The organism is Geodermatophilus sp. SYSU D00867, assembly GCF_054050315.1.
In genome coordinates this window covers 1-24640 of sequence record NZ_JBJGZC010000009.1, presented here as the reverse complement: position 1 = coordinate 24640, position 24640 = coordinate 1, and the positions used below count along the sequence as shown (strand labels likewise).

General features: G+C 77.8%; 25 protein-coding genes and 1 pseudogene. 13 read left to right on the top strand and 13 right to left on the bottom strand.

Annotated elements, in window-relative coordinates; genetic code table 11:
* Nucleotides 1–30: 30 nt before the first annotated feature.
* A complete protein-coding gene (gene dinB / locus ACI8AK_RS10115) occupies nt 31–1203 on the bottom strand; it encodes a DNA polymerase IV (protein ID WP_387994030.1) in 1173 nt (390 codons plus the stop codon).
* Between the two features lie 230 nt (nt 1204–1433).
* Here dinB and ACI8AK_RS10110 point away from each other — a divergent pair, with 230 nt between their 5' ends.
* The 3 genes from ACI8AK_RS10110 to ACI8AK_RS10100 all read left to right on the top strand — a co-directional run bounded on the left by ACI8AK_RS10110 (nt 1434) and on the right by ACI8AK_RS10100 (nt 4103).
* Nucleotides 1434–1739 (top strand): BatC protein, encoded by a 306-nt coding sequence (locus ACI8AK_RS10110; protein WP_456956119.1) that lies wholly within the window; start codon nt 1434–1436, stop codon nt 1737–1739.
* A 287-nt stretch (nt 1740–2026) separates the two neighbouring features.
* Nucleotides 2027–3151, top strand: a complete 1125-nt coding sequence (locus tag ACI8AK_RS10105) for a cupin domain-containing protein (RefSeq protein WP_387994035.1) — start codon at nt 2027–2029, stop codon at nt 3149–3151.
* 19 nt (nt 3152–3170) lie between these two features.
* Complete coding sequence (locus tag ACI8AK_RS10100) at nt 3171–4103, top strand: sucrase ferredoxin (protein WP_456956117.1); 933 nt, start codon at nt 3171–3173, stop codon at nt 4101–4103.
* 9 nt (nt 4104–4112) lie between these two features.
* Here ACI8AK_RS10100 and ACI8AK_RS10095 read toward each other — a convergent pair whose 3' ends face one another.
* The 6 genes from ACI8AK_RS10095 to ACI8AK_RS10070 form a co-directional block, all read right to left on the bottom strand.
* Nucleotides 4113–5285: an alkaline phosphatase family protein gene (locus ACI8AK_RS10095; RefSeq protein WP_387994039.1), complete on the bottom strand. Its 1173-nt coding sequence runs from the start codon at nt 5283–5285 to the stop codon at nt 4113–4115.
* Nucleotides 5282–6034 (bottom strand): class I SAM-dependent methyltransferase, encoded by a 753-nt coding sequence (locus ACI8AK_RS10090; protein ID WP_456903201.1) that lies wholly within the window; start codon nt 6032–6034, stop codon nt 5282–5284. The genes ACI8AK_RS10095 and ACI8AK_RS10090 overlap by 4 nt, the downstream gene beginning before the upstream one ends.
* A 49-nt stretch (nt 6035–6083) precedes the next feature.
* A complete protein-coding gene (locus tag ACI8AK_RS10085; RefSeq protein WP_387994045.1) occupies nt 6084–6566 on the bottom strand; it encodes a VOC family protein in 483 nt (160 codons plus the stop codon).
* Nucleotides 6567–6673: 107 nt separating this feature from the next.
* Nucleotides 6674–10522 (bottom strand): DNA polymerase III subunit alpha, encoded by a 3849-nt coding sequence (locus ACI8AK_RS10080; RefSeq protein ID WP_456956116.1) that lies wholly within the window; start codon nt 10520–10522, stop codon nt 6674–6676.
* Nucleotides 10519–10998, bottom strand: coding sequence for an SAV_6107 family HEPN domain-containing protein (locus tag ACI8AK_RS10075; RefSeq protein WP_387994051.1), 480 nt, complete (start codon nt 10996–10998; stop codon nt 10519–10521). The genes ACI8AK_RS10080 and ACI8AK_RS10075 overlap by 4 nt, the downstream gene beginning before the upstream one ends.
* Nucleotides 10998–11324 carry a DUF6504 family protein gene (locus ACI8AK_RS10070; protein WP_387994054.1) on the bottom strand — a complete coding sequence of 109 codons (327 nt, stop codon included), beginning with the start codon at nt 11322–11324 and terminating at the stop codon, nt 10998–11000. The genes ACI8AK_RS10075 and ACI8AK_RS10070 overlap by 1 nt, the downstream gene beginning before the upstream one ends.
* 229 nt (nt 11325–11553) lie before the next feature.
* Here ACI8AK_RS10070 and ACI8AK_RS10065 point away from each other — a divergent pair, with 229 nt between their 5' ends.
* From ACI8AK_RS10065 to ACI8AK_RS10040, 6 genes are read left to right on the top strand one after another with little or no spacing between them, the layout of a single operon-like run.
* On the top strand, nt 11554–12087 hold the full coding sequence (locus ACI8AK_RS10065; protein WP_456903197.1) for a YbaK/EbsC family protein: 534 nt from the start codon (nt 11554–11556) through the stop codon (nt 12085–12087).
* A 14-nt stretch (nt 12088–12101) separates the two neighbouring features.
* The gene (locus tag ACI8AK_RS10060; RefSeq protein ID WP_387994060.1) at nt 12102–12677 is read left to right on the top strand and encodes a GNAT family N-acetyltransferase; all 576 of its coding nucleotides are present in this window, start codon (nt 12102–12104) and stop codon (nt 12675–12677) included.
* Between the two features lie 2 nt (nt 12678–12679).
* Nucleotides 12680–14314 carry a phytoene desaturase family protein gene (locus ACI8AK_RS10055; RefSeq protein ID WP_456903195.1) on the top strand — a complete coding sequence of 545 codons (1635 nt, stop codon included), beginning with the start codon at nt 12680–12682 and terminating at the stop codon, nt 14312–14314.
* A 20-nt stretch (nt 14315–14334) separates the two neighbouring features.
* On the top strand, nt 14335–15114 hold the full coding sequence (locus ACI8AK_RS10050) for a carotenoid biosynthesis protein (RefSeq protein ID WP_456956114.1): 780 nt from the start codon (nt 14335–14337) through the stop codon (nt 15112–15114).
* The gene (locus ACI8AK_RS10045; protein WP_456956112.1) at nt 15111–16211 is read left to right on the top strand and encodes a glycosyltransferase; all 1101 of its coding nucleotides are present in this window, start codon (nt 15111–15113) and stop codon (nt 16209–16211) included. The genes ACI8AK_RS10050 and ACI8AK_RS10045 overlap by 4 nt, the downstream gene beginning before the upstream one ends.
* Before the next feature lie 18 nt (nt 16212–16229).
* Nucleotides 16230–16889, top strand: coding sequence for a flavin reductase family protein (locus ACI8AK_RS10040; RefSeq protein ID WP_456956111.1), 660 nt, complete (start codon nt 16230–16232; stop codon nt 16887–16889).
* Between the two features lie 24 nt (nt 16890–16913).
* Here ACI8AK_RS10040 and ACI8AK_RS10035 read toward each other — a convergent pair whose 3' ends face one another.
* On the bottom strand, nt 16914–17891 hold the full coding sequence (locus ACI8AK_RS10035) for a carbohydrate kinase family protein (RefSeq protein WP_456956109.1): 978 nt from the start codon (nt 17889–17891) through the stop codon (nt 16914–16916).
* 110 nt (nt 17892–18001) lie between these two features.
* Here ACI8AK_RS10035 and ACI8AK_RS10030 point away from each other — a divergent pair, with 110 nt between their 5' ends.
* Nucleotides 18002–18172 (top strand): hypothetical protein, encoded by a 171-nt coding sequence (locus ACI8AK_RS10030; protein ID WP_387994076.1) that lies wholly within the window; start codon nt 18002–18004, stop codon nt 18170–18172.
* A 135-nt stretch (nt 18173–18307) separates the two neighbouring features.
* Here ACI8AK_RS10030 and ACI8AK_RS10025 read toward each other — a convergent pair whose 3' ends face one another.
* Complete coding sequence (locus ACI8AK_RS10025) at nt 18308–18718, bottom strand: nuclear transport factor 2 family protein (RefSeq protein WP_387994079.1); 411 nt, start codon at nt 18716–18718, stop codon at nt 18308–18310.
* 188 nt (nt 18719–18906) lie between these two features.
* The gene (locus tag ACI8AK_RS10020; RefSeq protein ID WP_456956107.1) at nt 18907–19596 is read right to left on the bottom strand and encodes a CDP-alcohol phosphatidyltransferase family protein; all 690 of its coding nucleotides are present in this window, start codon (nt 19594–19596) and stop codon (nt 18907–18909) included.
* Nucleotides 19597–19660: 64 nt separating this feature from the next.
* On the opposite strand from ACI8AK_RS10020, the gene ACI8AK_RS10015 reads away from it, so the two are divergent.
* Nucleotides 19661–20467, top strand: coding sequence for a lipase family alpha/beta hydrolase (locus ACI8AK_RS10015; RefSeq protein WP_456956105.1), 807 nt, complete (start codon nt 19661–19663; stop codon nt 20465–20467).
* Here ACI8AK_RS10015 and ACI8AK_RS10010 read toward each other — a convergent pair.
* From ACI8AK_RS10010 to ACI8AK_RS10000, 3 genes are read right to left on the bottom strand one after another with little or no spacing between them, the layout of a single operon-like run.
* Nucleotides 20464–21276 (bottom strand): ABC transporter permease, encoded by an 813-nt coding sequence (locus ACI8AK_RS10010; protein WP_387994087.1) that lies wholly within the window; start codon nt 21274–21276, stop codon nt 20464–20466. The two genes, ACI8AK_RS10015 and ACI8AK_RS10010, sit on opposite strands and share 4 nt — an antisense overlap.
* 16 nt (nt 21277–21292) lie before the next feature.
* Nucleotides 21293–22210 (bottom strand): ABC transporter ATP-binding protein, encoded by a 918-nt coding sequence (locus ACI8AK_RS10005; RefSeq protein WP_387994090.1) that lies wholly within the window; start codon nt 22208–22210, stop codon nt 21293–21295.
* Nucleotides 22211–22220: 10 nt separating this feature from the next.
* Nucleotides 22221–23327 (bottom strand): transcriptional regulator, encoded by a 1107-nt coding sequence (locus ACI8AK_RS10000; RefSeq protein WP_456956103.1) that lies wholly within the window; start codon nt 23325–23327, stop codon nt 22221–22223.
* Nucleotides 23328–23370: 43 nt separating this feature from the next.
* Here ACI8AK_RS10000 and ACI8AK_RS09995 point away from each other — a divergent pair, with 43 nt between their 5' ends.
* Together ACI8AK_RS09995 and ACI8AK_RS09990 are read left to right on the top strand one after the other, a co-directional pair.
* Complete coding sequence (locus tag ACI8AK_RS09995) at nt 23371–24015, top strand: hypothetical protein (protein ID WP_387994096.1); 645 nt, start codon at nt 23371–23373, stop codon at nt 24013–24015.
* A gap of 66 nt (nt 24016–24081) precedes the next feature.
* Nucleotides 24082–24640: pseudogene (locus tag ACI8AK_RS09990) on the top strand (HNH endonuclease); the annotation flags it as partial.

Sequence of the window (24640 nt, the reverse complement as noted above, 5' to 3'; positions counted from 1 at the left end):
GGGGGTCCCGGGCGGTCCCCCGGGCCCGTCTCAGCGCACCCGGCGGTCGCGGTCGCGGTGCAGCAGGGTGGCCGGCCGCACCGCGCCGGCGCCGAACCGGCGGGCGGCCCGGTCGGCGGCCAGCTCGGCGTCGCGGCGGCCGTGCTCGCGGGCGCCGAGCTCCAGCTGGCGGGGCGCCTGGCCGGCCGGGACCAGCCGCTCGGCCCGCACGCCGACCAGCCGGATCCGCGCCCGGTCCAGCCCGAGGGCGTCGAACAGGGCGCGCGCGGTCTCGTACACGTCCTGCCCGACGTCGGTGGGGACGCCGAGGGTGCGGCTGCGGGTGAGGGTGGTGAAGTCGGCGAAGCGGACCTTGATGCTCACCGTGCGGGTCAGCCAGCCGCCCGCGCGCAGCCGGGCCGCCGTCCGCTCGGACAGCCGCAGCAGCTCCCGGTGGACGACCGCGGGGTCGTCGACGTCGGTGGGGAAGGTCTCCTCGTGCCCGGTCGACCGCTCCGGCTCGTCGGGCACCACCCGGCGGGGGTCGCGGCCCCAGGCGAGCTCGTGCAGGTGGCCGCCGGCGGCGGGGCCCAGCGCCCGCTGCAGGGTGCGCGCCGGGACGTGCGCGAGGTCGCCGACGGTGCGCAGCCCCAGCCGCAGCAGCACCTGCTCGGTCTTCGCGCCCACGCCCCACAGGGCGCCGACCGGCAGCGGGTGCAGGAAGTCGATGACCTCGGCCGGGCGGACGACGAGCAGCCCGTCGGGCTTGGCGCGGGTGGAGGCGAGCTTGGCCACGAACTTGGTGCCGGCCACGCCGACGGAGCAGGTGATGCCCTGCTCGTCGAAGACGCGGGCGCGCAGGTAGTCCCCGATCTCGGCGGCGTCGCCCAGCCGGCGCCCGGCCCCGCCGACGTCGAGGAAGGCCTCGTCCAGGCTCAGCGGCTCCACCAGCGGGGTCACCGACCGGAACAGCGCCATGACCGCGCGGGACACCTCGGCGTACAGCGCCGTGTCCCCCGGCAGCACGGTCGCCGTCGGGCACAGGCGCAGCGCCCGCGCCGTCGGCATGGCGGCGTGCACGCCGTACGCGCGGGCCTCGTAGGTGGCCGAGGTGACCACCCCGCGGTTGCCCGCGCCGCCGACGATGACCGGCGTGCCGGCGAGCTCGGGGTGGCGGCGCACCTCGACGCTGGCGAAGAACGCGTCCATGTCGACGTGCAGCACCGTGCACCCCTCGGCACGCCCCCCCGACGACCCCACGCGACCTCCCCGTTCGAACACGTGTTCGGAGACTAGCGGCCCTCCCCGGGAGGCGGCGCGCCGTCCCCGGCGTGTCCGGGCGCGTCGGGAAGACGCTGGTCGGCGCATGTGTGACCGGCCCACGGGCGAGGTAGGTGGGACACCACCGACCGCCGTCCGGCGGACGGTCCCGACCCGGATCCCGGAGGAGCCCGATGGCGCTCGACGACGACGACATGACCAGCACGGAGGGTCCGGCCGACAGCGGAGCCGGCGAGGGCACGCCCGGCCAGCACGACGGCGGCGCCGACGGCGGTGCCGACAGCGGCGCGGGCCACGGCCCGGCCGACGGTGGCGCGGCCGGCGGCGGTGCCGACGGCGGTGCTGACGGCGGCGCGGACGGCGGTGCGGACGGTGGCGCCGACGGCGGTGCCGACGGCGGTGCCGACGGCGGTGCGGACGGCGGTGCGGACGGTGGCGCCGATGGCGGTGCCGACGGTGGCGCGGACGGTTCGGCCTGAGCCAGGACCCGACCGCCGCGGGGCCGGGCGGGGCTGACGCCCGCCCGGCCCTGCGCCGGTGCACGCACCTCGACCCCGCGGTCTTCGCCGAGCAGTACTGGTCCCGCCGCCCGCTGCTCGCCCGCGCCGAGGACACCGGGGAGTCGTTCACCGACCTGCTGACGCTGACCGACGTCGACGAGCTGCTGTCGCGGCGCGGCCTGCGCACGCCGTTCCTGCGCATCGCCAAGGACGGCGCCGTCGTCGACGCCCAGCGGTTCACCACCTCCGGTGGCGCCGGCGCCGAGGTGGCCGACCAGGTCTCCTCCGACGCCGTCCTGCGGCTGTTCGCCGACGGCAGCACCGTGGTCCTGCAGGGCCTGCACCGGCTGTGGCCGCCGCTGATCGAGTTCGCCGACCAGCTCGCCGCCGACCTGGGGCACCCCACGCAGGTCAACGCGTACGTCACGCCGCCGTCCTCGCGCGGGTTCAGCCCGCACTACGACGTCCACGACGTCTTCGTGCTGCAGGTGGCCGGCGAGAAGCACTGGACCGTCCACGAGCCGGTGCTCGAGGAGCCGCTGCGCACCCAGCCGTGGACCGACCGCCGGGCCGCCGTCGCCGCGGCCGCCGGGCGCGAGCCGGTGGTCGACGCCGTGCTGCGCCCGGGCGACACCCTCTACCTGCCGCGCGGCTACCTGCACTCGGCGGTAGCGCTCGGGCAGACCAGCGCGCACCTGACCATCGGCGTGCACACGGTGACCCGCTGGGCCGCGGCCGAGTCCGCGCTGGACCTGGTGCGGGTGCTGGCCGCCGAGGACCGGGAGCTGCGCCGCGCCCTGCCGCTGGGCCTGGACCTGTCCGGCCCGGCGTCGGTCCGCGACGACGTCGCCACCGTCGTGACCGCGCTGCAGGAGTGGCTGGGCCGGGTGGACCCCGGCGAGGTCGCCGAGCGGCTGCGCTCGCGGACCTGGTCGCAGGTCCGCCCCGAGCCGGTGGCGCCGCTGGCCCAGGCCACCGCGGCGGCCGCGCTCACCCCGGACACCGTGCTGCGGCTGCGCCGCCGGCTGCGCTGCGCGCTGCGGGAGGCCCCGGCCACCGCCGAGGGCGAGCGGGTGGCGCTGCTGGCCGGCCGCCGCCGGCTGGAGTTCCCCGCCTCGACCCGCGCCGCGCTGGAGGGGCTGCTGGCCGCCGGCGAGCTCAAGGTCGCCGACCTGGCCGGCCTCGACGCCGACGACCGCCTCGTCCTCGCCCGCCGGCTGGTCACCGAGTCGATCGCGCTCGTCGCCGACGCGGCGGTGCAGGGCGCGCACGGGTTCGACGGCGTCCCGGCCACCGCCCCCGAGCCGGGCCCGCACGGACCGGGCGCCCCGGCGCCCGACGCCGGCGGGGACGATGGGGAGCGTGCCGACGCCCTCGGGACCGGGTCGTGACCCCGTCACCTGCCCCCGGGTGACCGCTCCCGTCCCCGCGCGCGCCGGCCGGCTCGACGCCACCCGCTGCTCGGTCACGGCCCTGGTCCGGGGGGACTCCCCCGTGGCCACGGCCGGGCCGGCGCAGCGCTGGCTGCTCGTCGAGCAGCCGGGCCCGTGGGGCCGCGACGCGCTGACCGGCTCCCGCATCGACCCGGCGGTGACCGCCCGGCTGGCCGCGCGCGCCCGCGCCGAGGGCGTGCGGGTGCTGCTCGTCCGCCGGCCCGGCGACCGGGCCGCGGACTCCGGGCGCCGCTGGGCCTACGCCGACGGCCGCCCGGGCCGCGAGGGCCTGTGGTGGTCCACCCGCACCGACGACGCCGACCTGGTCGAGGCGCCCTGGGACGGCTCGGTGGGCGAGCGCGCCGACCGGCCGGTGTACCTGGTGTGCACGCACGGGCAGCACGACGCCTGCTGCGCGCTGCGCGGCCGGCCGCTGGCCGCGGCGATGCCCGCGCCCGCCGACGTCTGGGAGTGCAGCCACCTCGGCGGCTGCCGGTTCGCCTCCAACGTGCTGGTGCTGCCGCACGGGTTCGCCTACGGGCAGGTGCCCGGCGACGGCGCCGACCTGGTCGCGGCGCACGCGCGCGGCGAGGTGGCGCTGCCGTGGCTGCGCGGGCGGGCCGGGTTGCCGCTGCCCGCGCAGGCCGCCCAGCAGGCCGCCCGCGAGCGGCTGGGTCTGCTCGGCGTCGACGACCTGCCGGTGCGCGGCTCCCGGCGCCTGGCCGCCACCGCGGCGGAGGACGCCGACGGCGTCGAGCGGTTCGAGGTGGTGCTCGGCGGCGCGGACGGCGACGTCGTGGTGCGGGTGGAGAGCCGGCCGGCGGACGAGGCGGCGCAGCTGACCTGCCGGGCGGTGCACGCGGCGCACCCGCGCACGTGGACGGCGCTGTCGGTGTCCCCGGTCCGCTGAGCCCGGCCGCTAGGCCAGCGCCCGGCCGCGGGCGAGCAGCAGCGGGATCGCGACCTCGGCGTCGGTGAGCGACCCGTGGTAGGCGGCCAGCCGGCTCGGTCCCGGCTCGGTGGCCGAGGCGGTGACCGCCCACGGGCCGCGGGCGAGCGCGACGACGTCGCCGATGCGGGCGGCCATCCCCTCGCCGACGGCGCCGAACACCCCGCTGGCGACCGCCTCCTCCCGCCCGGCCACCCACGCCCGGTCACCGAGCACGCCGCGCCAGGCGTCGAGGACGTCGGCGGCGGCGCCCGGGACGGTGTGCGCGTAGCGGGCGCGGGGCTCGCCGGCCAGCAGCGCGACGCCGTCGAGCAGGGCGGGCTCGTCGTCGACGTCGAGGCGGGTGCCGGCAGGGACGTCGAGCATGCCGTGGTCGGCGGTGACCAGCAGGGCGGCGTCGTCGGGCAGGCCGGCGACCACCTGCTCGACCACCCGGTCGACCAGCGTGAGCTGCACCCGCCAGCTGGCGGAGTCGACCCCGCGCACGTGGCCGGTGAGGTCGAGCTCGGGGGTGTAGCCGTAGACCAGCCCGGTGGGGGTGGCGGCCAGCGACTGCAGCAGCACGGCGGCGAGGTCACCGGCGCCGACCGTGCCCGCGTAGGCCGCGCCCCGGTACACGGCGGTGGTGAGGCCGGAGCCGGCGTAGGCGTAGGGGGCGACGGCGGTGACCGGCAGGCCGGCGGCCGCGGCCTGCTCGAAGACCGTGGGGCGGGGCTGCCAGTCGCGGGGGTCGGGGTCGTCGGCCCACTGCACGTGGTTGAGCAGCCGGTCCTCGCCGGGGACGGCGGTGACGAAGCCGAGGACGCCGTGCCCGCCCGGGGGGACGCCGGTGCCGAGCGTGGCGAGGCTGACCGGGGTGGTGCTCGGGCAGGGGGCGGCGAGGTCGCCGGCGGGCGTGGCCAGCGCGGCGAGGGCCGGGGCGAGGTGCGCGTGCGCGCGCAGCAGGTGCGCGCCGAGGCCGTCGACGAGCAGGACCGCGACCCGGCGGGCGCCGGCCAGGGCCGCGGTGAGGCCGAGCGGGTCGGCGGGCAGGCCGCCGCGGTCGACGCCGACCCCCAGGGCGGCGGCCGCGCCGGGCAGGACGTCGGCGAGGCTGGCCGCGCCGTAGGCGGGGCGGACGAGGTCCGGCGGCAGCGCCGTCACGGGCGCGTGGCCAGGACGTGCAGGCCGGCGGCGACGTCGCGGTAGGGCGAGGTGCCGGCCAGCGCGAGCTCGAGGCGGCGGACGGCCTCGGGGTCGGCGCCGGAGCTCGCGTCGAGCAGGTCGGCGACGACGGCGACGCCGCGCCACTCCTCCGGCTCGAGCCCGGCGTTGCGCAGCAGCGCGAGCAGGTCCTCGGCGGCGAACCGGCGGCGCGCGGGGCGGGTGCGGCCGGGCGCGGGGTCGCGGTCCTCGAGCAGGGCCAGCGCCTCCTTGGGGTGGCCGCCCAGCGCCCGGGCGAGGACGGCGCCGGCCCGGTTGGCGGTCGCCACGCTCACCCGGCCGCCGGGGCGCAGCGCGCGGGTGATCTCGCCGAGGGTGGTGGCGGGGTCGTCGACCACCTCGAGCACCGCGTGGCACAGCGCGAGGTCGTAGCCGCCGCCGTCGGGACCGTCACTGCCGAGGGGCAGCTCGTGCAGCAGGTCGCCGTCGCCCTGCAGGCCGCGGACCCGGTCGCCCACCCCGGCGGTCTGCGCCCGGCGCTCGAGGGTGGCCAGCGCGTCGGCGCTGGGGTCGACGACGGTGACCTCGTGGCCGCGGCGGGCCAGCGGGACGGCGAAGACGCCGCTGCCGCCGCCGACGTCGAGGACCCGCAGCGGGGTCCCCGCGCCGGCCAGCGGGTCGAGCGCGGCCCAGACCGCGGCGGTCCGGACGGGCAGCTGCTCGCCGGTGGACGGTGCGGGGGCGGTCACCCGTCCGACCCTAGTGGCGGGGGTCTCCCCGCACCGGCCCGCGGCCGGTTCAGGCGGAGACCGAGTCGGCGGCGCGCTCCAGGTCGGCGATGACGATCTTCCGCATCGTGAACATCTGCTCGACGGCGCGGCGCCGCCGGTCGGGGTCGGGGTCGGCCTGCAGCTCCAGCAGCCGGACGGGCACGACCTGCCAGGAGACGCCGAAGCGGTCCTTCAGCCAGCCGCAGGGGGCCTCCTGGCCGCCGTCGGTGAGCCGGTCCCAGTAGTGGTCGACCTCGGCCTGGTCGGCGCACAGGACCTGGAAGGAGATGGCCTCGCTGAACCGCCAGTCCTGCGGGCCGCCGTTGAGGCCGACGTACTCGGTGTCGCCGAGCCGCCAGCTGACCGTGAGGACCTGCCCCTCCCGCGCGGGGTCCTCGGCGCCGTAGCGGACGGTGCCGAGGACCTCGGCGTCCGGCCAGATCGACGTGTAGAAGCGCGCGGCCTCCTCGGCCTCGGTGTCGAACCACAGGCACGGGATCTGCTTCGGCACGGCTGTCCTCCTCCACGGTGCCGGCCGGGACGCCGGCGCTCGGGAGGGCAGACGCCGCGGACGCCCGGGACTCATCGGTGCGCCGGCCGGTGCGGGGCGGGCGGGCGTCAGTGGCCGGAGCTGCCCGGGCTGGAGTGCCAGAGCTTGCGCGGCGCGGCCGCTGCGGCGCTCCGTCCTGCCGCGGCGCTCCGTCCTGCCGCGGCGCTCCGTCCTGCCGCGGCGCTCCGTCCTGCCGCGGCGCTCCGTCCTGCCGCGGCGCTCCGGGCGGCGGTCGCGGCGTCGTCCCCGGCGGGCTTGACGTCCGCGTACGGCGACATGCGGAAGCCGGTCGGGTGCACGAGCACCGGCTTGACCACCACCGGCCGCGAGCCGTGCGAGGCCGCCGCCCCGGCGATGGCCTGGTCGGTGTACTCCCCCGGCGCGGCCATGTGCTCGGCCACCGCGGCGAGGCCGCCGGTCTCCCAGGCCTCGTACAGCGCGGGCAGCTCCCAGGCGCCGGTGGCCCGGATCGACACCCCGCGCGGGCCGGTGCGCCGCAGCACCCCGCGGATCACCAGCAGCCACGAGTGGAACACCGTCGCCGCGTAGGGGCCCTGCACGTCCTCGAAGAAGGTCGAGTCGGTGCAGCCGGTGCCGTCGTCGAGGGTCACGAACACCACCCGGCGTCCCGACCGGATCGGCGGGGTCTGGGTGGCCACCTTGACCCCGGCCACCAGCACCTCGGCGCTGCTGCGGGCACCGAGCAGCTCCCCCGCCGGCACCGCGCCGATCGCCGAGAGGAACGGCCGGTAGAAGTCGACGACGTGGCGGCTGGCGTCCAGCCCGAGCACCTCCAGCTCGGCACGGACCAGCTCGGCGTCGGTGAACTCCGGCAGCCCGGACCCCCCGCCCCACTCCGGCCCGGTCTCCTCGGGACCGCCTCCTCCCGGGGGTCCCGCGTCCCCGGGGTCGAGGCCGAGCAGGTCGAGGCTGAGCTGCCCCACCGACCCGGCCTTCGCCCCGCTGCGGCTCCACCGGTCCAGCTCGCTGATCTGCAGCAGCAGGTCGCGGCGGGTCACCGACCGGCGCGAGCGGGTGGGCCGGCCGGCCTCGCGGTCGCGCACGCCGAACCCGTAGAGCGAGTCGAACCCGCCGGCGAGCACCAGCCGCTCGACCACCGGCCGGGACACCGCGGCCCGCGACCAGAAGTCGGTCAGCGACCGGTAGGGCTGCCCGGCCACGATCCGCTCCACCTCGTCCTCGCCGATGCCCTTGACGTCGGTGAGCGACAGCCGGATCCCGTAGCCCGACGGGTCGGGCATCGCCGCCGGCATCCACTCCGGCCGCCGCCAGTCCTCCCGCCGGTCCGCGGGGGCGAGCCGCTCCACCCGGTAGGTGCCGGTCGAGGCGTTGACGTCCAGGCCCAGCACCCGGATCCCGAAGTTGCGGGCGTCGTCGAGGATCAGCCGCTTCGGGTACATGCCCGGGTCATGGGTGAGCACCCCCGCGAGGAAGGCCGCCGGGTGGTGGGTCTTCAGCCACGCCGACTGGTAGGTGGGCAGCGCGAACGCCGCCGCGTGCGCCTTGCAGAACCCGAACGAGCCGAAGGCGACGAGCACCTCCCACACCCTCTCGACGACGTCGACCGGGTAGCGCCGCAGCGCCTCGGGCACGAACCAGGCCCGCACCTCCGGGTGCAGCTCCCGGTCGCCCAGCGCGCGGCGCGCCTCGTCGGCCTGGGCGAGGTCGCAGCCGGTCATCTGCGCCACGATCTGCAGCACCTGCTCGTGGAAGACGACGACCCCGGCGGTCTCCCGCAGGAACGGCGCGAGGTCCTCGTGCGGGTAGACCGGGTCCTGCCAGCCGTTCCGGGCCAGCAGGAACGGCGTCACCATGTCGCTCTTCACCGGCCCGGGCCGGAACAGCGAGATGTCGATGACGATGTCCTCGAACGTCTCCGGCCCGAACTTGCCGACCAGCTCCCGCTGCCCCGGCGACTCGATCTGGAACATGCCGAGCGTCCGGGTGCTGCGGATGAGCTCGAACGTCGTCGGGTCGTCGCGCGGGACGGCGTCGACGTCGACGGTCTCACCGTCGACCCGGGCCACCTCGTCGAGGGCGTGCGCGATCGCCGACTGCATCCGGATGCCGAGCAGGTCGAGCTTGAGCAGCCCGAGCTCCTCGACGTCGTCCTTGTCGAACTGGCTCATCGGGTAACCGAGGTAGCTGCTCTCCACCGGCGTCCGGTCGAGCAGCGTGGCGTCGGACAGCAGCACGCCGCACGGGTGCAGCGCGATGTGCCGGGGCAGGCCGTCGAGCCGGGCGACCAGGTCGAACAGCAGATCGAGGTCGCCGGTGCCGCCGCCCCGCCGCGAGCCCATCCGGCTGGCCCGCAGCTCCGGCAGGTCGCGCAGCGCGGCGTGCACCTGGTTGGCCCGGACATGCGGGAACGCCTTGGCGACGGCGTCGATCTCGGCCGGCGGCAGGCCGAGCGCGGCGCCGACGTCGCGGATGGCGTGCCGCACCCGGTAGGTGTCCATCATCGAGATGCAGCTGACCCGGTGGGCGCCGAAGCGGTCGAGGACCGCGTCGTAGACCTCCATCCGCCGGGCGGACTCCACGTCGATGTCGATGTCGGGCAGCTGGTGGCGCAGCGGGGAGAGGAACCGCTCCATCAGCAGGCCGTAGCGGATCGGGTCGACGTCGGAGATGCCGAGCAGGTAGGTGACCAGGCTGCCCGCGCCCGACCCCCGCGCCGCGGCCCGGACCCGCAGGCCCCTGATCAGGTCGACGACGTCGGCGACGGTGAGGAAGTAGGAGGGGTAGCCGAGGGAGTCGATGACGGCGAGCTCGTCCTCGAGCCGCCGGGTCACCTTCTCCGTGCGGGCCATCCCGCGCCGGCCGAGCCCGGCCTCGCAGCGGGCGCGCAGCACCTCGGACGGGTCCGTCCCGCGCTCGCCGGGCGCGGTGACGACGTCGAGCTCGGGATAGCGCACGGTGCCGATGCCGAGGTCCTCGCGGACGTCGACGGCGCACTGCTCGGCCAGCCGGGCGGTGCGCTCGGTCAGCCGCAGCGCGGCGTCGCGGTCGGGGCCGGCGAGGTCGGCGGCGACCTCGGCCATCTCCTTGCCCGACTTGAGGTAGCCCTCGGCGGTGCGCCGGTCGACGTGCCGGGTGTCGAGGGCGACCAGCCGCCGGGAGGCGTCGAGGACGTCGGCGGTGGGCGCGTCGAGGGCGTCGACGTAGCGGACGGCGTTGGTGAGCACCGCCGGCACGCCCTCCTCCTCGGCGAAGCGCAGCAGCCGCTGGGCGCGGGAGCGGTCGCCCCGGCCGCGGTGGTGCACCACCTCCAGCACCAGCGAGCCCGGGCCGAACACCGACCGCCAGGCGTCCAGCCGCGCGGAGGCGACGTCGGCCCGCCCGGCCGCGAGCGCCCGGCCCACCGGCGAGTCCGGTCCCAGCACCGCGACCAGCCCGGGCGCGTGCTCGGCGGCCAGCGCGAGCGAGGCCACCGGCTCGCCGCGGGTGCCGCGCAGGTGCGTGGCACTGGTCAGCCGGCACAGCGAGCGCCAGCCGGCGCCGTCGCGGGCGAGGAAGGTGACCCGCGGCAGCCGCGGGTCGACGCCGGCGCCGCCCCGCACGGGGCTGCGCCGCGCCGGCGCCGGCCGCGCGGGGGCGTGCCCGGTGCGGCGCAGGGAGAACTCGTCCTCGCCCAGCACGTGCGCCCGTGCCGGCGGCACGGTCGTGTCCACCGCCGGCGCGACCGCGAGGTCGACGCCGAACACCGGCCGCAGCCCGGCCGACCGGCAGGCCAGCGCGAACTTGACCGCGCCGTACAGACCGTCGCGGTCGGTCAGCGCCAGCGCCGTCATGCCGTGCTCGGCGGCGCGCGCGACCAGGTCGGCCGGGTGGTTGGCCCCGTACCGCAGGGAGTAGCCGGAGGCGACGTGCAGGTGGACGAAGGGGTCCCCGCTCACCGCCCGCGGGCGGGACGGTGCGCGGTGCCGCCGACCACGCGCGGCCGGGGCGCCGGCTCGGGCGTGGTGGCCAGCAGCTCCTCGACCACGGCGAGGAAGGTCCCGGCGTCGCGGACCAGGTCGTCGGCCTCGCGCTCGGTGACCGCGCGGGACAGCCCGGCCTCGGCGGCGGCGCGCTTGGCCGCGCCGGCGGCGAAGAAGGTGGCCCACTCCCCCAGCTCGGGGGCGACCTGCTCGAGCAGCACCCAGGCGCTGCGCGGCCGGCGGCGGCCGCTCTCCGGCCGGGTGCGGGCGGCCAGCACCCCCGCGGCGGCCCGCAGCGCCGCCAGGTGCGCGGTGGCGTAGCGCCGGCACGCGTCGGGGGCGTGCCGGGCCTCGGCCAGGGCCCGGGTGGCCTGGTCCAGCAGTTGGCCCGCGGCCGCCGGGAGCGGCGGGGGCAGGGGCAGCTGCTCGGCCACGGCGCGCGCGGCGCCCATCAGTCGTGCACCCGCACGAGCGACCAGCGGTTGTCCGCGGCGTCCCAGCACAGGTCGTAGACACCGGCGAAGCTCATCCGCGAGCGGCCGGCCCGCAGCGCCTCCACCCGGAACACCTCGCGGGGGGCGACCAGGTCGGCCGAGGCGCCGCCGGAGGTGCCGGCGGCCCGCTGCCACCACGGCGCGGTCTCGACCCACGAGTCGAGCAGCTCGCCGACGACGTAGCGGCCCTGCCCGCGCCAGAACTGCGCCGGCCCGAGCGGACCGCGCTCGACCTGCACCTCCTCGCCGGCCCGCTCGCCGACGTCACCCAGCACCCGGCTCATGCCCGTCTCCCCACCCCGTGCCGTCCGACGGTCCGCCCACCGCCCGGGCGGGGAAGGTCCCGGGGCGGTGGCCGACCTGTTCGAACGTGTGTTCGAACACGTCGAGTAGACCCGACCGCGCCGGTCCCGTCAAGCCGGACGCGCCACCGCGTCCTCCCCGGGAGGAGCCCCTCCCGACCGCGTGCCGGACGGTACGGCGGGGGTCCGACAGCGGTGGCAGGATCAGCGCATGAGCCGACCCGCCCACCCCCGGGTGGCCGCGATCGCCGACCTGCTCGCCGGGGCCGGCGCCACCGGGCGGGTCCACGAGCTCGCCGACGGCGCGCACACCGCCGCCGCGGCCGCCGCCCAGCTCGGCGTCCCGGTCGGGGCCATCGCCAACAGCCTGGTGTTCGACGTCGGCGGGCAGCCGCTGCTCGTGCTGACCAGCGGCGCGCACCGGGTCGACGTCGCGAAGGTGGCCGCCCTGCTCGGCGTGCCCCGCGTGGAGCGCGCCTCGGCCGCCTTCGTCCGCGAGCACACCGGCCAGCCGATCGGCGGGGTCGCCCCCATCGGCCACCCCGGGCCGATCGGCACGCTCGTCGACGTCGAGCTGGCCCGGTACGACCGCGTCTGGGCCGCCGCCGGCCACCCGTCGGCCGTCTTCCCCACCAGCTACGACGAGCTGCTGCGACTGACCGCCGGCACCCCCGCCGAGGTCGGGAGCGGCCCGACCGCCGACGGTCCGGCCGCCGCTCCCCACCCCGCTGCGGTGGGCCCGTGAACGAGGAGAACCCCGTGACCGGCACGACGCCCGCGACGCGGGTGACCGAACTGCCCGCAGGCTGGCTGCGCGAGCACATGCACGAGGCGCTGGCCATCTACGGCGAGGCGATGGGCTACGACGCCTCGGTGGTCGCCGGCCGCTACGGCTACGCCGTCCAGCACACCGAGCGCCCCGGCTTCCGCGCGGTCGGCGCCTTCGCCGCCACCCCGGACGGCGAGCAGCTGGTCGGCTTCGGCTACGGCTACCTCGTCGCCCCCGGCCAGTGGTGGCACGACCAGGTGCGCGCGGCGCTGGACCGGCGGACCGCCAAGCGCTGGCTGCCCGGCGCGTTCGAGGTGTGCGAGCTGCACGTGCACCCCGAGGCGCAGAGCCGCGGGCTGGGCCGGCGCCTGCTGCACGCGCTGGTGGAGGGCGTGGACGCGCCGGCCGCGCTGCTGTCCACCCCCGACGCCGACACCAAGGCGTTCCGGCTGTACCACGCCGACGGCTTCGTCGACCTCGCCCGCGGCCACCACTTCCCCGGGGACGCCCGGCCCTTCGCCATCCTCGGCGCCCGGCTGCCGCTGCGGCCGGTCCCCGGCACCTGAGCGTGCGGGAGCCGGACCGGGCCGTCGACGCCGTCGTCGTCGGCGCCGGCCACAACGGGCTGGTCGCCGCCTGCTACCTGGCGCGCGCCGGGCTGGCCGTCGAGGTGGTCGAGCGCGACGACGTCCTCGGCGGCGCGGTGTCCACCGTGGAGCGCTGGCCCGGGGTCCGGGTCGACCGCGGCTCCAGCGCGCACGTGATCGTCCGGCACAGCGGGGTCGTCGAGGAGCTCGACCTGGCCGCCCACGGCCTGCGCTACGTGGACTGCGACCCGTGGGGCTTCGCGCCCGCCCCGGCGCCCGGCGACCCCGGCCCGGACGGCCGCCCGCTGGTGTTCTCCGTCGACCTCGACGCCACCTGCGCCTCGATCGCCGCCGCCTGCGGGCCCGACGACGCCGACGCCTACCGCCGGTTCGTCGGCGTCTGGGGCCCGCGCAGCCGGGCCGTCGTCGACTCCTTCGGCCGCCGGCCCACCCCGCTGGGCCTGGCCCGCGCGTTCTGGCCGCTGGGCGCGCCGACCGGCGGCGCCCCGCGCACCCCCGGCGGCGACCTCGCCGCCGACTTCCTCGGCTCCGGTGACGCGCTGCTGGACCGCTGGTTCACCAGCGAGCGGCTCAAGGCGGCGCTGGCCTGGTTCGGCGCGCAGTCCGGCCCGCCGACGAGCGAGCCCGGCACCGCGGCGATGGTCGCCTGGGTGGCACTGCTGCACGACACCCCGCCGGGCCACCCGGTGGGCGGCTCCGGCGGGCTCACCCAGGCGCTCCGGCGCCGGCTGGAGGCCGACGGCGGCCGGGTCGTCCTCGGCGACGGCGCCGCGCGGCTGCTGACCGACGGCGGCCGCGTCACCGGCGTCGAGACGGAGTCGGGACGGCGGGTGTCCGCGCCGGTCGTCGTCGCCGCCTGCCACGTCCTGGCCACCCGCGACCTCGCCGGCGAGGCCGCCCCGCCCGCCCTCGCGGACGCCGCCCCGCCGGTGGGCAACGGCTTCGGCCTCGTGCTGCGCTGCCTCACCGACGCGCTGCCGGCCTACCCCGGCGTGGACCCGGCCGTGTCGGCGCAGGGCCTGCAGCTGCTGTGCACCGACCGCGCGCAGCTGGCCGCCGCGCACGGCGACTGGCTGGGCGGCCGGCTGCCGCGCGAGCCGGTGCCGCTGGCGATGTCCTTCTCCGCCGGCGACGACACCCTCGCCCCGCCCGGGCGGCACGTGGTCACCGTGTGGGGCCAGTGGTACCCCTACGCCCTCGCTGACGGCGGCGACTGGGACGCCCTCGCCGACGCCGAGGCGCAGCGGCTGGTGGCCGCCGTCGACCGGTACGCCCCCGGCTTCGCCGCCTCGGTGCAGGACGTGTACGTCCAGACGCCGGTGCTGCTGGAACGCGAGCTGTCGCTGCCGCGTGGCAACGTCATGCACGTGGAGATGGGCCTGGCCAGCATGTTCTCGCTGCGCCCGACGCCGGCACTGGCCGGCTACCGGGTGCCGGGGCTGGCCGGGCTGTACCTGGCCGGCGCCTCCACCCACCCCGGCGGCGGGGTCTCGGGCAACTCGGGCCGGACGGCGGCGCGGGTGGTGCTCGCCGACCGGCGGCCGCTCGCCCGCGCCCGCGCGGCGGCGGGGCGGCTCGCGCGGGCGGCCCGGTGAGCGCAGCAGCGGGTCCCGGTGTGGCGGCTCTCCGGCGGGCACCCGCGCCCGCCCGCCTGCCGCTGGCCCTCGCCGTGCTGCTGGTGCTGGCCGCGGTCGCCTACCCGCTCACCGACGGCGCGGCCCGCGACGCGGTGTCCTGGACGATCGTGCTGCTCGGCTCGGCGGTGTCGGTGACCTCGGCCGCCGCCGCGCACGGCGCGCGCACCGGCGCCGCGGTGCTCGGGCTGGTGGCGGTCACCGCGGTCGCGTTCGAGTCGGTCGGGCTGGCCACCGGCGTCCCCTACGGCGCCTACTCCTACAGCGACGCCCTCGGCCCGACGCTGCTCGGCGTGCCGTTCCTCGTGCCGCTGGCCTGGCTGATGATGGCCTGGCCGAGCCGGGTCCTCGCCGGGCTGCTCACCCGCCGGGTGCGGCCGGGCCGCCGGCGGGTCGCGCGGGTCGCCGTCGCCGCAGCGGTGTTCGCCGGCTGGGACGTCGTCCTCGACCCGCAGCTGGTGCAGGCCGGCTACTGGACCTGGGCGCACCCCACCCCGGGGCTGCCCGGCATCGACACCGTGCCGCTGACCAACCTCGCCGGCTGGCTGCTCGCCGGGCTGGTGCTCATGACGCTGCTCGAGCTCGCCGTCCCCCCGACCGTCCGCGTCGACGCCGCGCCGCTGCTGGTGATCGCCTGGATGGTGGCCGGCGGGGCGCTCGCGCACGCCGTCTGGCTGGACCTGCCCGGCTCCGCGGCGTGGGGCGCGGCGCTGACCGCCGTCGTCGCCGCCGTCCTCGTGGTGCAGGCCCGCCGCCGGTGAGCGGCGCGGTCGTCCGGGTCCTGTCCGGCCTGGCGGTCGCCGGCGCCGCGCACGCCGCGGTCAACGCCGTCCTGCTGCGCCGCCCGCCGGCCGACCCGCCGGAGGCGACCCGGCCGGTCACCGTCGTCGTCCCGGTCCGGGACGAGGAGGCGCAGGTCGGCGACTGCCTGGCCGCGGTGCTGGCCTCGGCCGGCGTCCCGGACCTGCGGGTGGTCGTCGTCGACGACGGCTCCACCGACGGCACCGCGGCCGTGGTCCGCGGCACCGGTGACCCGCGGGTGCAGCTGGTGCCCGCCGGGGACCCGCCGGAGGGCTGGCTGGGCAAGCCGCACGCCTGCTGGGTCGGCGCGCGGACGGGGACCGACGACGGCGTGCTGGTCTTCCTCGACGCCGACGTCCGGGTGGCGCCCGGCGCGCTGGCCGCCGCCGCGTGGCTGCTCGAGGCGCACGACCTGGACCTGGTCTCCCCGTGGCCCCGGCCGGTGGCCGGCACCCTCGCCGAGCGGCTGGTGCAGCCGCTGTCGCCGTGGCTGTGGATGACGACGCTGCCGCTGCGGGTGGCCGAGCGCTCGCCGCGGCCGTCGCTGACCGCGGCCAACGGCCAGTTCCTCGCGCTGACCCGGCGCGGCTACCTGCGCGCCCGCGGGCACGCGGCGGTGCGCGCGGAGGTGGTGGAGGACGTCGCGCTGGCGCGGGCGGTCAAGCGGTCCGGCGGGCGGGCGGTGCCGGCGGCGGGCGCGACGCTGGCCGAGTGCCGGATGTACGACGGCTGGGCGGCGATGCGCGCGGGCTACGGCAAGTCGCTGTGGGCGTCGGTCGGCGGGTCGCCGGCGGCGTCGGTGGCCGCGGCGGCCGTGCTGACCGCCGTCGGCGTCGTCCCGCCGCTGGCGGCGCTGCGCGGGTCGCGGGCGGGCCTGGCCGGCTGGCTGGCCGGGGTGGCCGGGCGGGCGGTGAGCGCGGCGGCGACCGGCGGGCGGGTGTGGCCCGACGCCCTGGCGCACCCGCTGTCGCTGCTGGCCCTGGACGTGCTGCTGGCCGGGTCGGTGGCCGGGCACCGGCGGGGCACGCTCACCTGGCGCGGACGCGCGCTGCCCTGACCCGGGCCAGGATGGGGCGTGACCTCGCCCTCGAGCAGCCCGGCCCGCACCGCCTTCGACCCCGGGGACATGCGCCCCACGGACTTCTACCGGGTGATGAACTCGGTGGTGGTCCCGCGGCCGATCGCGTGGGTGTGCAGCCGCTCGGCCGAGGGGGTGCACAACCTGGCGCCCCACTCCTTCTACACGGTGGCGTGCGTGCGGCCGCCGGTCGTGCAGTTCACCTCGGTGGGCCGCAAGGACTCGCTGAACAACGTCGAGGCCACCGGCGACTTCACGGTCAACCTGGTCCCCGAGGAGCTGTTCGAGCAGGCCAACGCCACCGGCACCGACTTCCCGCCCGACCAGAGCGAGGCCGAGGCCGCCGGCGTCCGGCTGGAGCCGAGCGACCGGGTGGGCGCGCTGCGGGTGGCGCAGTCGCCGGTGAGCATCGAGTGCACGCTGCACTCGACGGTGCGCCTCGGCGACAGCACCGTCGTCTTCGGCCGGGTCGAGTGGATCAGCGTGTGGGCCGACGCCGTCCGCGACGGCCGCCCGCGGATCGAGGCGCTGCGGCCGCTGGCCCGGCTCGGCGGCAACGAGTGGTGCACGGTCGGCGAGGTGCGCGCGATCCCGCGCATCCCCTACACCCGGTGGGCCGAGGACCCCTCGATCGGCGAGCAGGTCCGCGGCAGGTGACCGCCCGCTCCCCGGGCGAGGAGGTCAGGCCGGCAGGTGCTCGGCGACCTCGGCCGCGGCGTCGTCGCCGAAGGCCGCGGCGAACCGCCGGAGGAACGGCTCGCGGCGCAGCTCGTACTCCTGGGTGCCGACGACCTCGACGGCCTCGGTGGCCACCGCCGAGCCCAGCTGGGTGGCCCGCTCCAGGCTCAGTCCCCAGGTGCGGCCGGCGATGAACCCGGCGCGCAGCGCGTCGCCGCCGCCGGTGGGCTCGACCGGCTTGGTCTCGGGGACGGCGATGACCTCGATCGGGGCGGCGTCCTGCTGCCGGACGAGCACGCCCTTGGCGGCGCGGGTGGTGACCCAGGTGCCGACCCGGGCGAGGACCTCGCCGGCGTCCCAGCCGGTCTTCTGGGTGAGCAGCGCCGACTCGTACTCGTTGGTGAACAGCAGGTCCGCGCCGTCGACCAGCTCGCGGACCATCTCGCCGTCGGCCCACGCCAGCTGCTGGCTGGGGTCGGCGGCGAAGGGGTAGCCGCGGTCCCGGCACTCCTGGGTGTGCCGCACCATCGCCTTCGGGTCGTTGGGGCCGATGACGACGAGGTCGGGGTGGCCGACGCGGTCGCAGACCGGCCCGAGCTCGATCTCGCCGGCCTCGCTCATCGCACCCGAGTAGAAGGACGCGATCTGGTTGTTGACAGCGTCGGTGGTGCACACGAACCGGGCGGTGTGCTTGAGCTCGGACCAGCGCACGGCGTGGGTGTCGACGCCGTGGCGGGTGAGCCAGGCGTCGTAGTCGGCGAAGTCGCTGCCCACCGAGCCGACCAGCACCGGCGAGAGGCCGAGCAGGCCCAGGCCGTAGGCCATGTTGGCGCCGGCGCCGCCGCGGTGCTGGATGAGGTCGTCGACGAGGAAGGACAGGGAGACGTTCTCCATCTGCCCCTCGACGAACTGCTCGGTGAACCGGCCGGGGAAGGTCATCAGGTGGTCGGTGGCGATGGAGCCGGTGACGACGACGGGCACGGGGGCTCCTCGGGACGGGCGGGCGGGACGGCGAGCACGGCAACCCTAGAAGGCGGTCCCGGTCACGTGCGCCCCGGCGTGCGCCGTGACGGAACGGGTAGGGCCGTCCCATGAGCGACCGGCACACCCTCGCGACCATGGAGAAGCTCGACCTCGGCCACGGCAAGGGAAGCCTCGGCGACCACGTCGCCGTCTGCGCCTGCGGCTGGCGCAGCGACCCCGAGCCGGACAAGCAGGCGGCGCTGGACCGCCTCACCGAGCACGCCGAGGCGAACGACTAGGGCGCGTCCTGCGGACCGCGACCCCGCCGTCTCGGCCCGGAGGCGGCGGGGTGGGACGTCCGGGCGACGTCGTCGGCAGCCGTGTCGCCCGACCGTCCCCGTGCCCGGCCGGGGACGGCCACCCCGGAGGTGGCCTCAGCCGTCCCCAGGCCCCTCGCCCGTCATCGTGCGCACGGCCGCGTCGATGCCCTCCTCCTCCCCCGACACGGGCTCCATGTAGAGCCGCCCCCACGCGACGCGGCCGTCACGGACACCGAGGACGACCACCCCCGCCACGTCCAGGTCGCCGGCGCCCGCGCGCGTGCCGGTCCACCGCCACTCCGACCACTCACGGTCCCCGTCCTGACAGTGGCCGAGCAGCGTCGCTGAGAAGTCCGGCACTCCGGCGAACACGGCCGACCAGTTGGCCCGCACCTGCTCACGACCGGCGAAACCACGGCCGGGATGTGCTGGCTGCTCACTCCTGTAGTCCTCGTGGAAGCAGTCGAGGAACGCCTCGAGGTCATGGGCGTTCATCGCATCCCTCAGCCGGATGGCCAGCAGCATCCCGTTCTCCCCTCGTGTTCGGACGGTCGCGGAGGGCTTGTCCCCGGTCCTCGACGGGGTCGACCGTCACCGACGCGGACGGGCTCGGCCCGCCACGAGCCGCGTGAGGGTCCAGCCACAGTTGTCCCGTACCGGGCCGCTTGGGGACACGGCCAGGAGTCCCGGCGCACGAGATCCCCGGCCGGGCTCTAGTCCCCCAACGCCCGGCGCAGCGAGATCCCGAGCTGCGCCGTGCCGACCAGCCCGAGCACGGCCCCGACGGCGGCCCCGGCGGTGACCACGACCGCGGGGCCGTCGTCGACGCCGGCGAGCGCGTCGAGGCCGGTGGCCGCGACGATCCCGGCCCCGCCGACGGTGAACCCGGCCATCACCACCCGCGTGGGCCGCTCCCACACCGAGATCGCCCCCGTCTCGGCCACCCCGGCCTGCCCGGCCCGGGCGCGCAGGTAGTCCGGCAGCCAGCACAGCGCCCCGAAGACGGCGGCCAGCCAGCCCGGCGCCCCGGCCGCCCACAGCGCGAGCGCGTACGCGGCCTCGGTGAGCCGGTCGACGGCGGAGTCGAGGACGTAGCCGCGCCGCGACGCCCGCCCGCCCGCCAGCGCGAGCGCGCCGTCGAGGGAGTCGAGCAGGCCCGACAGGCCGATCAGCAGGCCACCGGCCACGAGCCACGCGCCGCCGGCCAGCGCCGGGCCGACGGCGGCCAGTGCGACGAGCAGGCCGAGCGCAGTGGCGGCCAGCGGCGGCAGCCAGGACAGCGCGCGGGCCAGCGCGTAGGCCAGCGACAGCCAGCCGTGCACCAGCCGGCTCGCGGCCGGGTCGGTGCCGCCGTGCCACCGCGACCACTCGGCGAGGTACTCGTCGCGGCTCAGCACGGGCACCCTCTCACCGGCGCAGTCTCTCCCAGTGCGGGCCGACGCCGGCGGGACCGGGGACAGTGGACGGGTGCTCGCCGGCCTGTCCCCCGCCCGCCGCCGCCTGGTCCTCGCCGTGCTGGCCCTCCTCCTCGTCGCCGCCGTGGCCGCGACCGTCCTGCTCCTCACCCGGGCGGACGGACCGGGCCCGGCCGCGCCGGTGTCGCAGGAGGAGCCCGGCCCGGTGCTGCTGGTCCCCGGCTACGGCGGCGCCACGGGCTCGCTCACGTCGCTGGCGGACCGGCTGACCGCCGCGGGCCGCGACGCCACGGTGGTCGCGCTGCCCGGCAACGGCACCGGCGACCTCACCGCCGCGGCCGGCGCGCTGGACGACGCCGCCGACGCCGCGCTCGAGCGCACGGACGCCGGGAGCGTCGACGTCGTCGGCTACTCCGCCGGCGGCGTCGTCGCCCGGCTCTGGGCCGCCGGCGACGGCGCGGAGGTGGCCCGCCGGGTGGTGACCCTCGGCTCGCCGCACCACGGGACCACGCTGGCCGACCTCGCCGCCGGCGTCGCGCCCGGCCAGTGCCCCGAGGCGTGCCGGCAGCTGGCCACCGACAGCGAGCTGCTCGCCGGCCTCAACGCCGACGACGAGACGCCCACCGGACCGACGTGGGTGTCGGTGTGGACGACGCAGGACGCGACGGTGACCCCGCCGGACTCCGCCCACCTCGACGGCGCGCTGAACCTGACCGTGCAGTCGGTGTGCGCGCAGGCGGAGGTCGGCCACGGCGACCTGCCGCGCGACCCGCTGGTGCAGGCCATCGTGCTGGCCGAGCTGGCACCGGGCGACCCCGTGCCGCTGGGCCCCGCCGACTGCGCCCGCCTCGGCGGCTAGCTGGTCACGTCCTTGGTGGTGAAGTTCGCCCACGCCGCGGTCAGCAGCACGCCGACGTACACGCCCTGCAGCGCCAGCCCGCGGACGACGTCGCGCCACAGGACCGGGTCGCGGAACAGGTCGACGAACGCCAGCCAGTAGCGCGTGGGCAGGTACGGCGCGATCGGCGAGGCGGCGTCGAGGGTGAACAGCAGCGACGAGGTCACCAGCACCGCCAGCGCGCCGAGCGCGGCGGCCAGCGGCGAGTCGGTGAGCGTGGAGAAGAACAGCCCGAAGGCCGCGACGCCGAGCATGGAGACCGCGACGTAGCCGATCGCCATCAGCGTCCGGCCGGCCAGCTCCTCCGGCGTCAGCGAGGTCCCCGACACCGACGTCCCGGCCGCGACCGGCTGGGCGTCGAACAGCAGCGTGCCCACCAGGTAGCCGACGGCGGCGACCACCACGACGGTCACGACGACGAACGCCAGCACCGCGACCAGCTTGGCCACCAGCAGCCGGGTGCGGCCGGCCGGGCGGGCGAGCAGGTAGCGCAGCGTCCCGGCCTGCGCCTCCCCGGCGACGGCGTCGCCGCTGACCACCGCGACCGCGATCGGCAGGAACAGCGGCAGCACGATCGCCAGCGCGGCCAGGGGGAACAGCTGCCCGTTGGTGAGGACGGCGGACAGGAACGGCGGGCCCTCGCCCGGCCGCGGCGCGAGGTCGGTGACCTGCAGCAGCACCGCCACCAGCACCGGCAGCGCGTTGAGGACGGCGATCGTCGTCCAGGTGCGCGGCCGGCCGAAGGTCTTGCGCAGCTCGACGCCGATCACGCCCGCTCCCTGCCGATCACGCCCGCTCCACCCGGTCGGCGCTGGTGCCCGCGGCGGCGAGCACGACCTCCTCGAGCGTGGGCCGCTGCAGCGCGAGCCCCGCCACCGGGACGCCGGCGCCGACGAGCAGCGCGTTGACCTCCGCCGGGTCCGCGCCGCGCACGACGACCCGGCCGCCGTCGGTGCCGAGCACGCGCCCGTCGAGCACCGCACGCACCCGCTCGGGCGCCGGCGTGTCGACGACGGTGGCGCCGGTGGGCGCGGTCAGGTGGGCGATCTCGTCCTGCAGCACCAGCCGCCCGCGGTCGAGGACGCCGACCCGGCTGCACAGCTGCTCGACCTCGGCCAGCAGGTGGCTGGAGAGGAACACCGTCGTCCCGCCGCGGTGCAGCTCGAGCAGCAGCTCGCGGATCTCGTGGATGCCCTGCGGGTCCAGGCCGTTGGTCGGCTCGTCGAGGACCAGCAGCTCCGGCCGGCGCAGCAGCGCGCCGGCCAGGCCCAGGCGCTGGCGCATGCCGAGGGAGTAGGCGCCGACCTTCCGCCGGCCCACCCCGCCCAGGCCGACCTGGTCGAGCACCTCGGCGATCCGCCGCCGCCGCGTGCGGCGGGAGCCACCCGGGCCGGCGGCGTCGAGCAGCGCCAGGTTGGCCGCGCCCGACAGGTGCCGGTGGTGCGCCGGGCCCTCGATCAGCGCGCCCACGCGGGGCAGCACCCGGCGCCCGGCCCGCGGCATCCGCTCGCCCAGCAGCTCGACCTCGCCGCGGGTGGGCAGCACCAGCCCCAGCAGCATGCGCACCGTGGTCGTCTTGCCCGAGCCGTTGGCGCCGAGGAAGCCGTAGACGTCGCCGGCGCGGACGTCGAGGTCGATGCCGTCGACCGCGCGCACCCGGCCGTACTGCTTGACCAGCCCCCGGGTGACGACCACCGACGTCACGACAGCATTCTCACGACGGCACCCCGGGGAGCCCGGCCGCGGCGTCGGCGAGCGCGTCGAGGGTGACGGTCCCGGTCAGCAGGTAGGTGCCGGAGCCGGGGGTGTCGAGCAGCATCAGGCCGAGCGGGCCGACGGCGACCCGGGTGCCGCGCTCGTCGCGCACGGCGTCGGGGGCGGCGGCCAGCGCGGAGCGGACGGCCGCCGCCAGCCGGCCGGGGACCGGCGCCACGGCCAGCAGCGTCACGCCGCTGCCGTACACGCCGATCACCTCCGGCGCCCCGGCCAGCTCCCGCCGCGGCAGGCCGGCCAGCTCGCGCGGCAGCGGGACGAGCCGCAGCCGGCGGTCGGCCTCGCGCAGCAGGCCCTCGGTGTCCTGGCCGGCCCGGGCGCGGACGTCGGCCGGCGGGACGAACGCGACGACGCCGGTCGGCGGCACGGTCAGGTCGAGGTCGAGGAAGCGGGTGTCGAGCGCGGGGACCGACGCGCCGTCGGCGACGACCTCCACGGCCAGCGGCAGGCCGGTCCCCGCGTCGGCCCACACGTCGACGCGCGCCACCGAGGCGGCCGGCGCCGCGGGCACCAGCCGCAGGCCGAGCGCGTCGCGGCCGGCGACGCGCCGGGCGCCGATCCGGGACAGCTCGTCGTCGGCGGCCTCCGACAGCAGCCGCCGGCCCAGGGTCGCCGGCACCAGGTCCGGCGGGGTGGGCAGGGTGAGCGGGGCCGGGGCGGTGCGGGTGGCGGTCGCGGACTCGTACTCCCACGTCCACGTGCCGCCCACGTCGACGTGCACGCCGGTCTCCCCCGTCGCCGACACGACGTCGACGCGGTGCTCCTCGGGGCCGCGCCACCAGACGCGCATCGCGGTGCGGTCGCTGAGCAGGTCGGCGACGGCGGGCAGCTGGTCGCCCACGGGCAGCGCGAGCCCGCCTGCCGAGACGGCGTAGCCGGAGAAGCCGACGGCGTCGCTGGCGAGGACGGCTTCCCGCAGGTCGGCGGCGGGGACGTCGGCGTCGTCGGCCGGCAGTGCGCCCACGAGCGCGGGCAGTGACGCGAGGACGGCGACCAGCCCGACCACGACCGTCCAGCGGCGGGCCCGCCCGTACCCGCGTGCGGCCATGACGGCCACGGTACGAGCGCCGCGCCACGGGTAGCCCATGGGCATGGCACCCCCGTTGAGCGACGCCGTCGTCGTCGACGTCCTGCGCCGGCTGGACCGGCTCACCGCCCCTCTCGTGCGGCGGCTGGCCCGCCCACCGGAGCTCCCGACCACCCAGCGCGACGCCTGGTGGGCCGAGCAGGCCGCCCAGGTGGGCGCGGTCGCGAGCAGCCTGCCGCGGGTGGCCGGCCGGCTGGCCGACCTCCTGCCGCTGCAGAACACCGTCGGGACGGCGGTCCAGTCGCTCGTGGTGCTCGGCGTGGCCAACGAGCACGGCGTCACCGACCCCGCGGAGCGGGTCTCCCTGCTGTCGGAGGTCCTGCTCGACCGCGACCTCCCGCCCGGCCGGGTCCGCCCGCTGCTGGAACGGGTGCGCGGCGCCTACACCGAGACCGCGATCGGCGCGAAGGAGGAGCGGGCCGGCCTGCGGGGCGTCGTGCGCACCATCTGGCGGGCCTCCCGGCTGCTCGGCCGCATCGACGAGGCGCTCGACGCCCGGCCCAAGGGGCGCATCGGCGCGCGGGCACTGGCCCAGCTGCCGGTGGTCGGCGTCCTCGGCGGGTACGCCGCCGAGCGGGAGGCGCTGCGCCGCGCCGCCCGGATGACCGCCGAGCTGCTGGAGCCCGGCCGCCGCGTCAGCGTGCGGTGATCTTCTTCGGCCGCATGCCCCTCTGAGCTGCGGGAACTGTCGTACCCCGGCCGTAGCGTGCGGGGTGTGGAGGAGGTCGCGGAGTACCGGTCACCGGTCGAGCAGGCGTTGCTCGACGCGGCGATCGAGCTGCCCGCGCCCTTCCGCCGGCTGCCGGTGGCGCTGCTGTCGCGGGAGCAGAAGGCCGCCGAGCTGCAACGGGTGGCCGCGCTCAAGGCGATGACCGCCGCCTACGAGGCCGAACTCGTCCTGGGCCTGGCCGACGACTCCCCCGCCGACGCCGATCCCGCGCCGGGCGCCCCCGGCGCCCGGACGGGCTCCTGGGCGCCGGATGCCGAGCTGCCCGGGGTGGCGGAGTTCTTCCCCGCCGAGCTGGCACTCGTGCTCAACATCGGCCGGGGCACCGCCTCCCACCTGGCCCACCGGGCGTGGACGTACCGCTCGCACCTGCCCGGCACCTGGGCGGCGCTGGCCGCCGGGCGGCTGGACGAGGCCCGTGCCAGGGCGCTGGTCGACGTGCTGGAGCACACCGACGCGGCCACCGCCCGGACGATCGAGGCCCGGCTGCTGCCGGAGGCCATGTCCCTGACGGTGCGCAAGCTCAAGGACCGCGCGCTGGCGGTGC

Bases quoted from the DNA above. Each gene is read 5' to 3' on its own strand.
- ACI8AK_RS10110 (WP_456956119.1), top strand. From the start codon at position 1,434: ATGGCGCTCGACGACGACGACATGACCAGCACGGAGGGTCCGGCCGAC.
- ACI8AK_RS10075 (WP_387994051.1), bottom strand. From the start codon at position 10,998: ATGGGCGCCGCGCGCGCCGTGGCCGAGCAGCTGCCCCTGCCCCCGCCG.
- ACI8AK_RS10070 (WP_387994054.1), bottom strand. From the start codon at position 11,324: ATGAGCCGGGTGCTGGGTGACGTCGGCGAGCGGGCCGGCGAGGAGGTG.
- ACI8AK_RS10065 (WP_456903197.1), top strand. From the start codon at position 11,554: ATGAGCCGACCCGCCCACCCCCGGGTGGCCGCGATCGCCGACCTGCTC.
- ACI8AK_RS10030 (WP_387994076.1), top strand. From the start codon at position 18,002: ATGAGCGACCGGCACACCCTCGCGACCATGGAGAAGCTCGACCTCGGC.
- ACI8AK_RS10025 (WP_387994079.1), bottom strand. From the start codon at position 18,718: ATGCTGCTGGCCATCCGGCTGAGGGATGCGATGAACGCCCATGACCTC.
- ACI8AK_RS10000 (WP_456956103.1), bottom strand. From the start codon at position 23,327: ATGGCCGCACGCGGGTACGGGCGGGCCCGCCGCTGGACGGTCGTGGTC.
- ACI8AK_RS09995 (WP_387994096.1), top strand. From the start codon at position 23,371: ATGGCACCCCCGTTGAGCGACGCCGTCGTCGTCGACGTCCTGCGCCGG.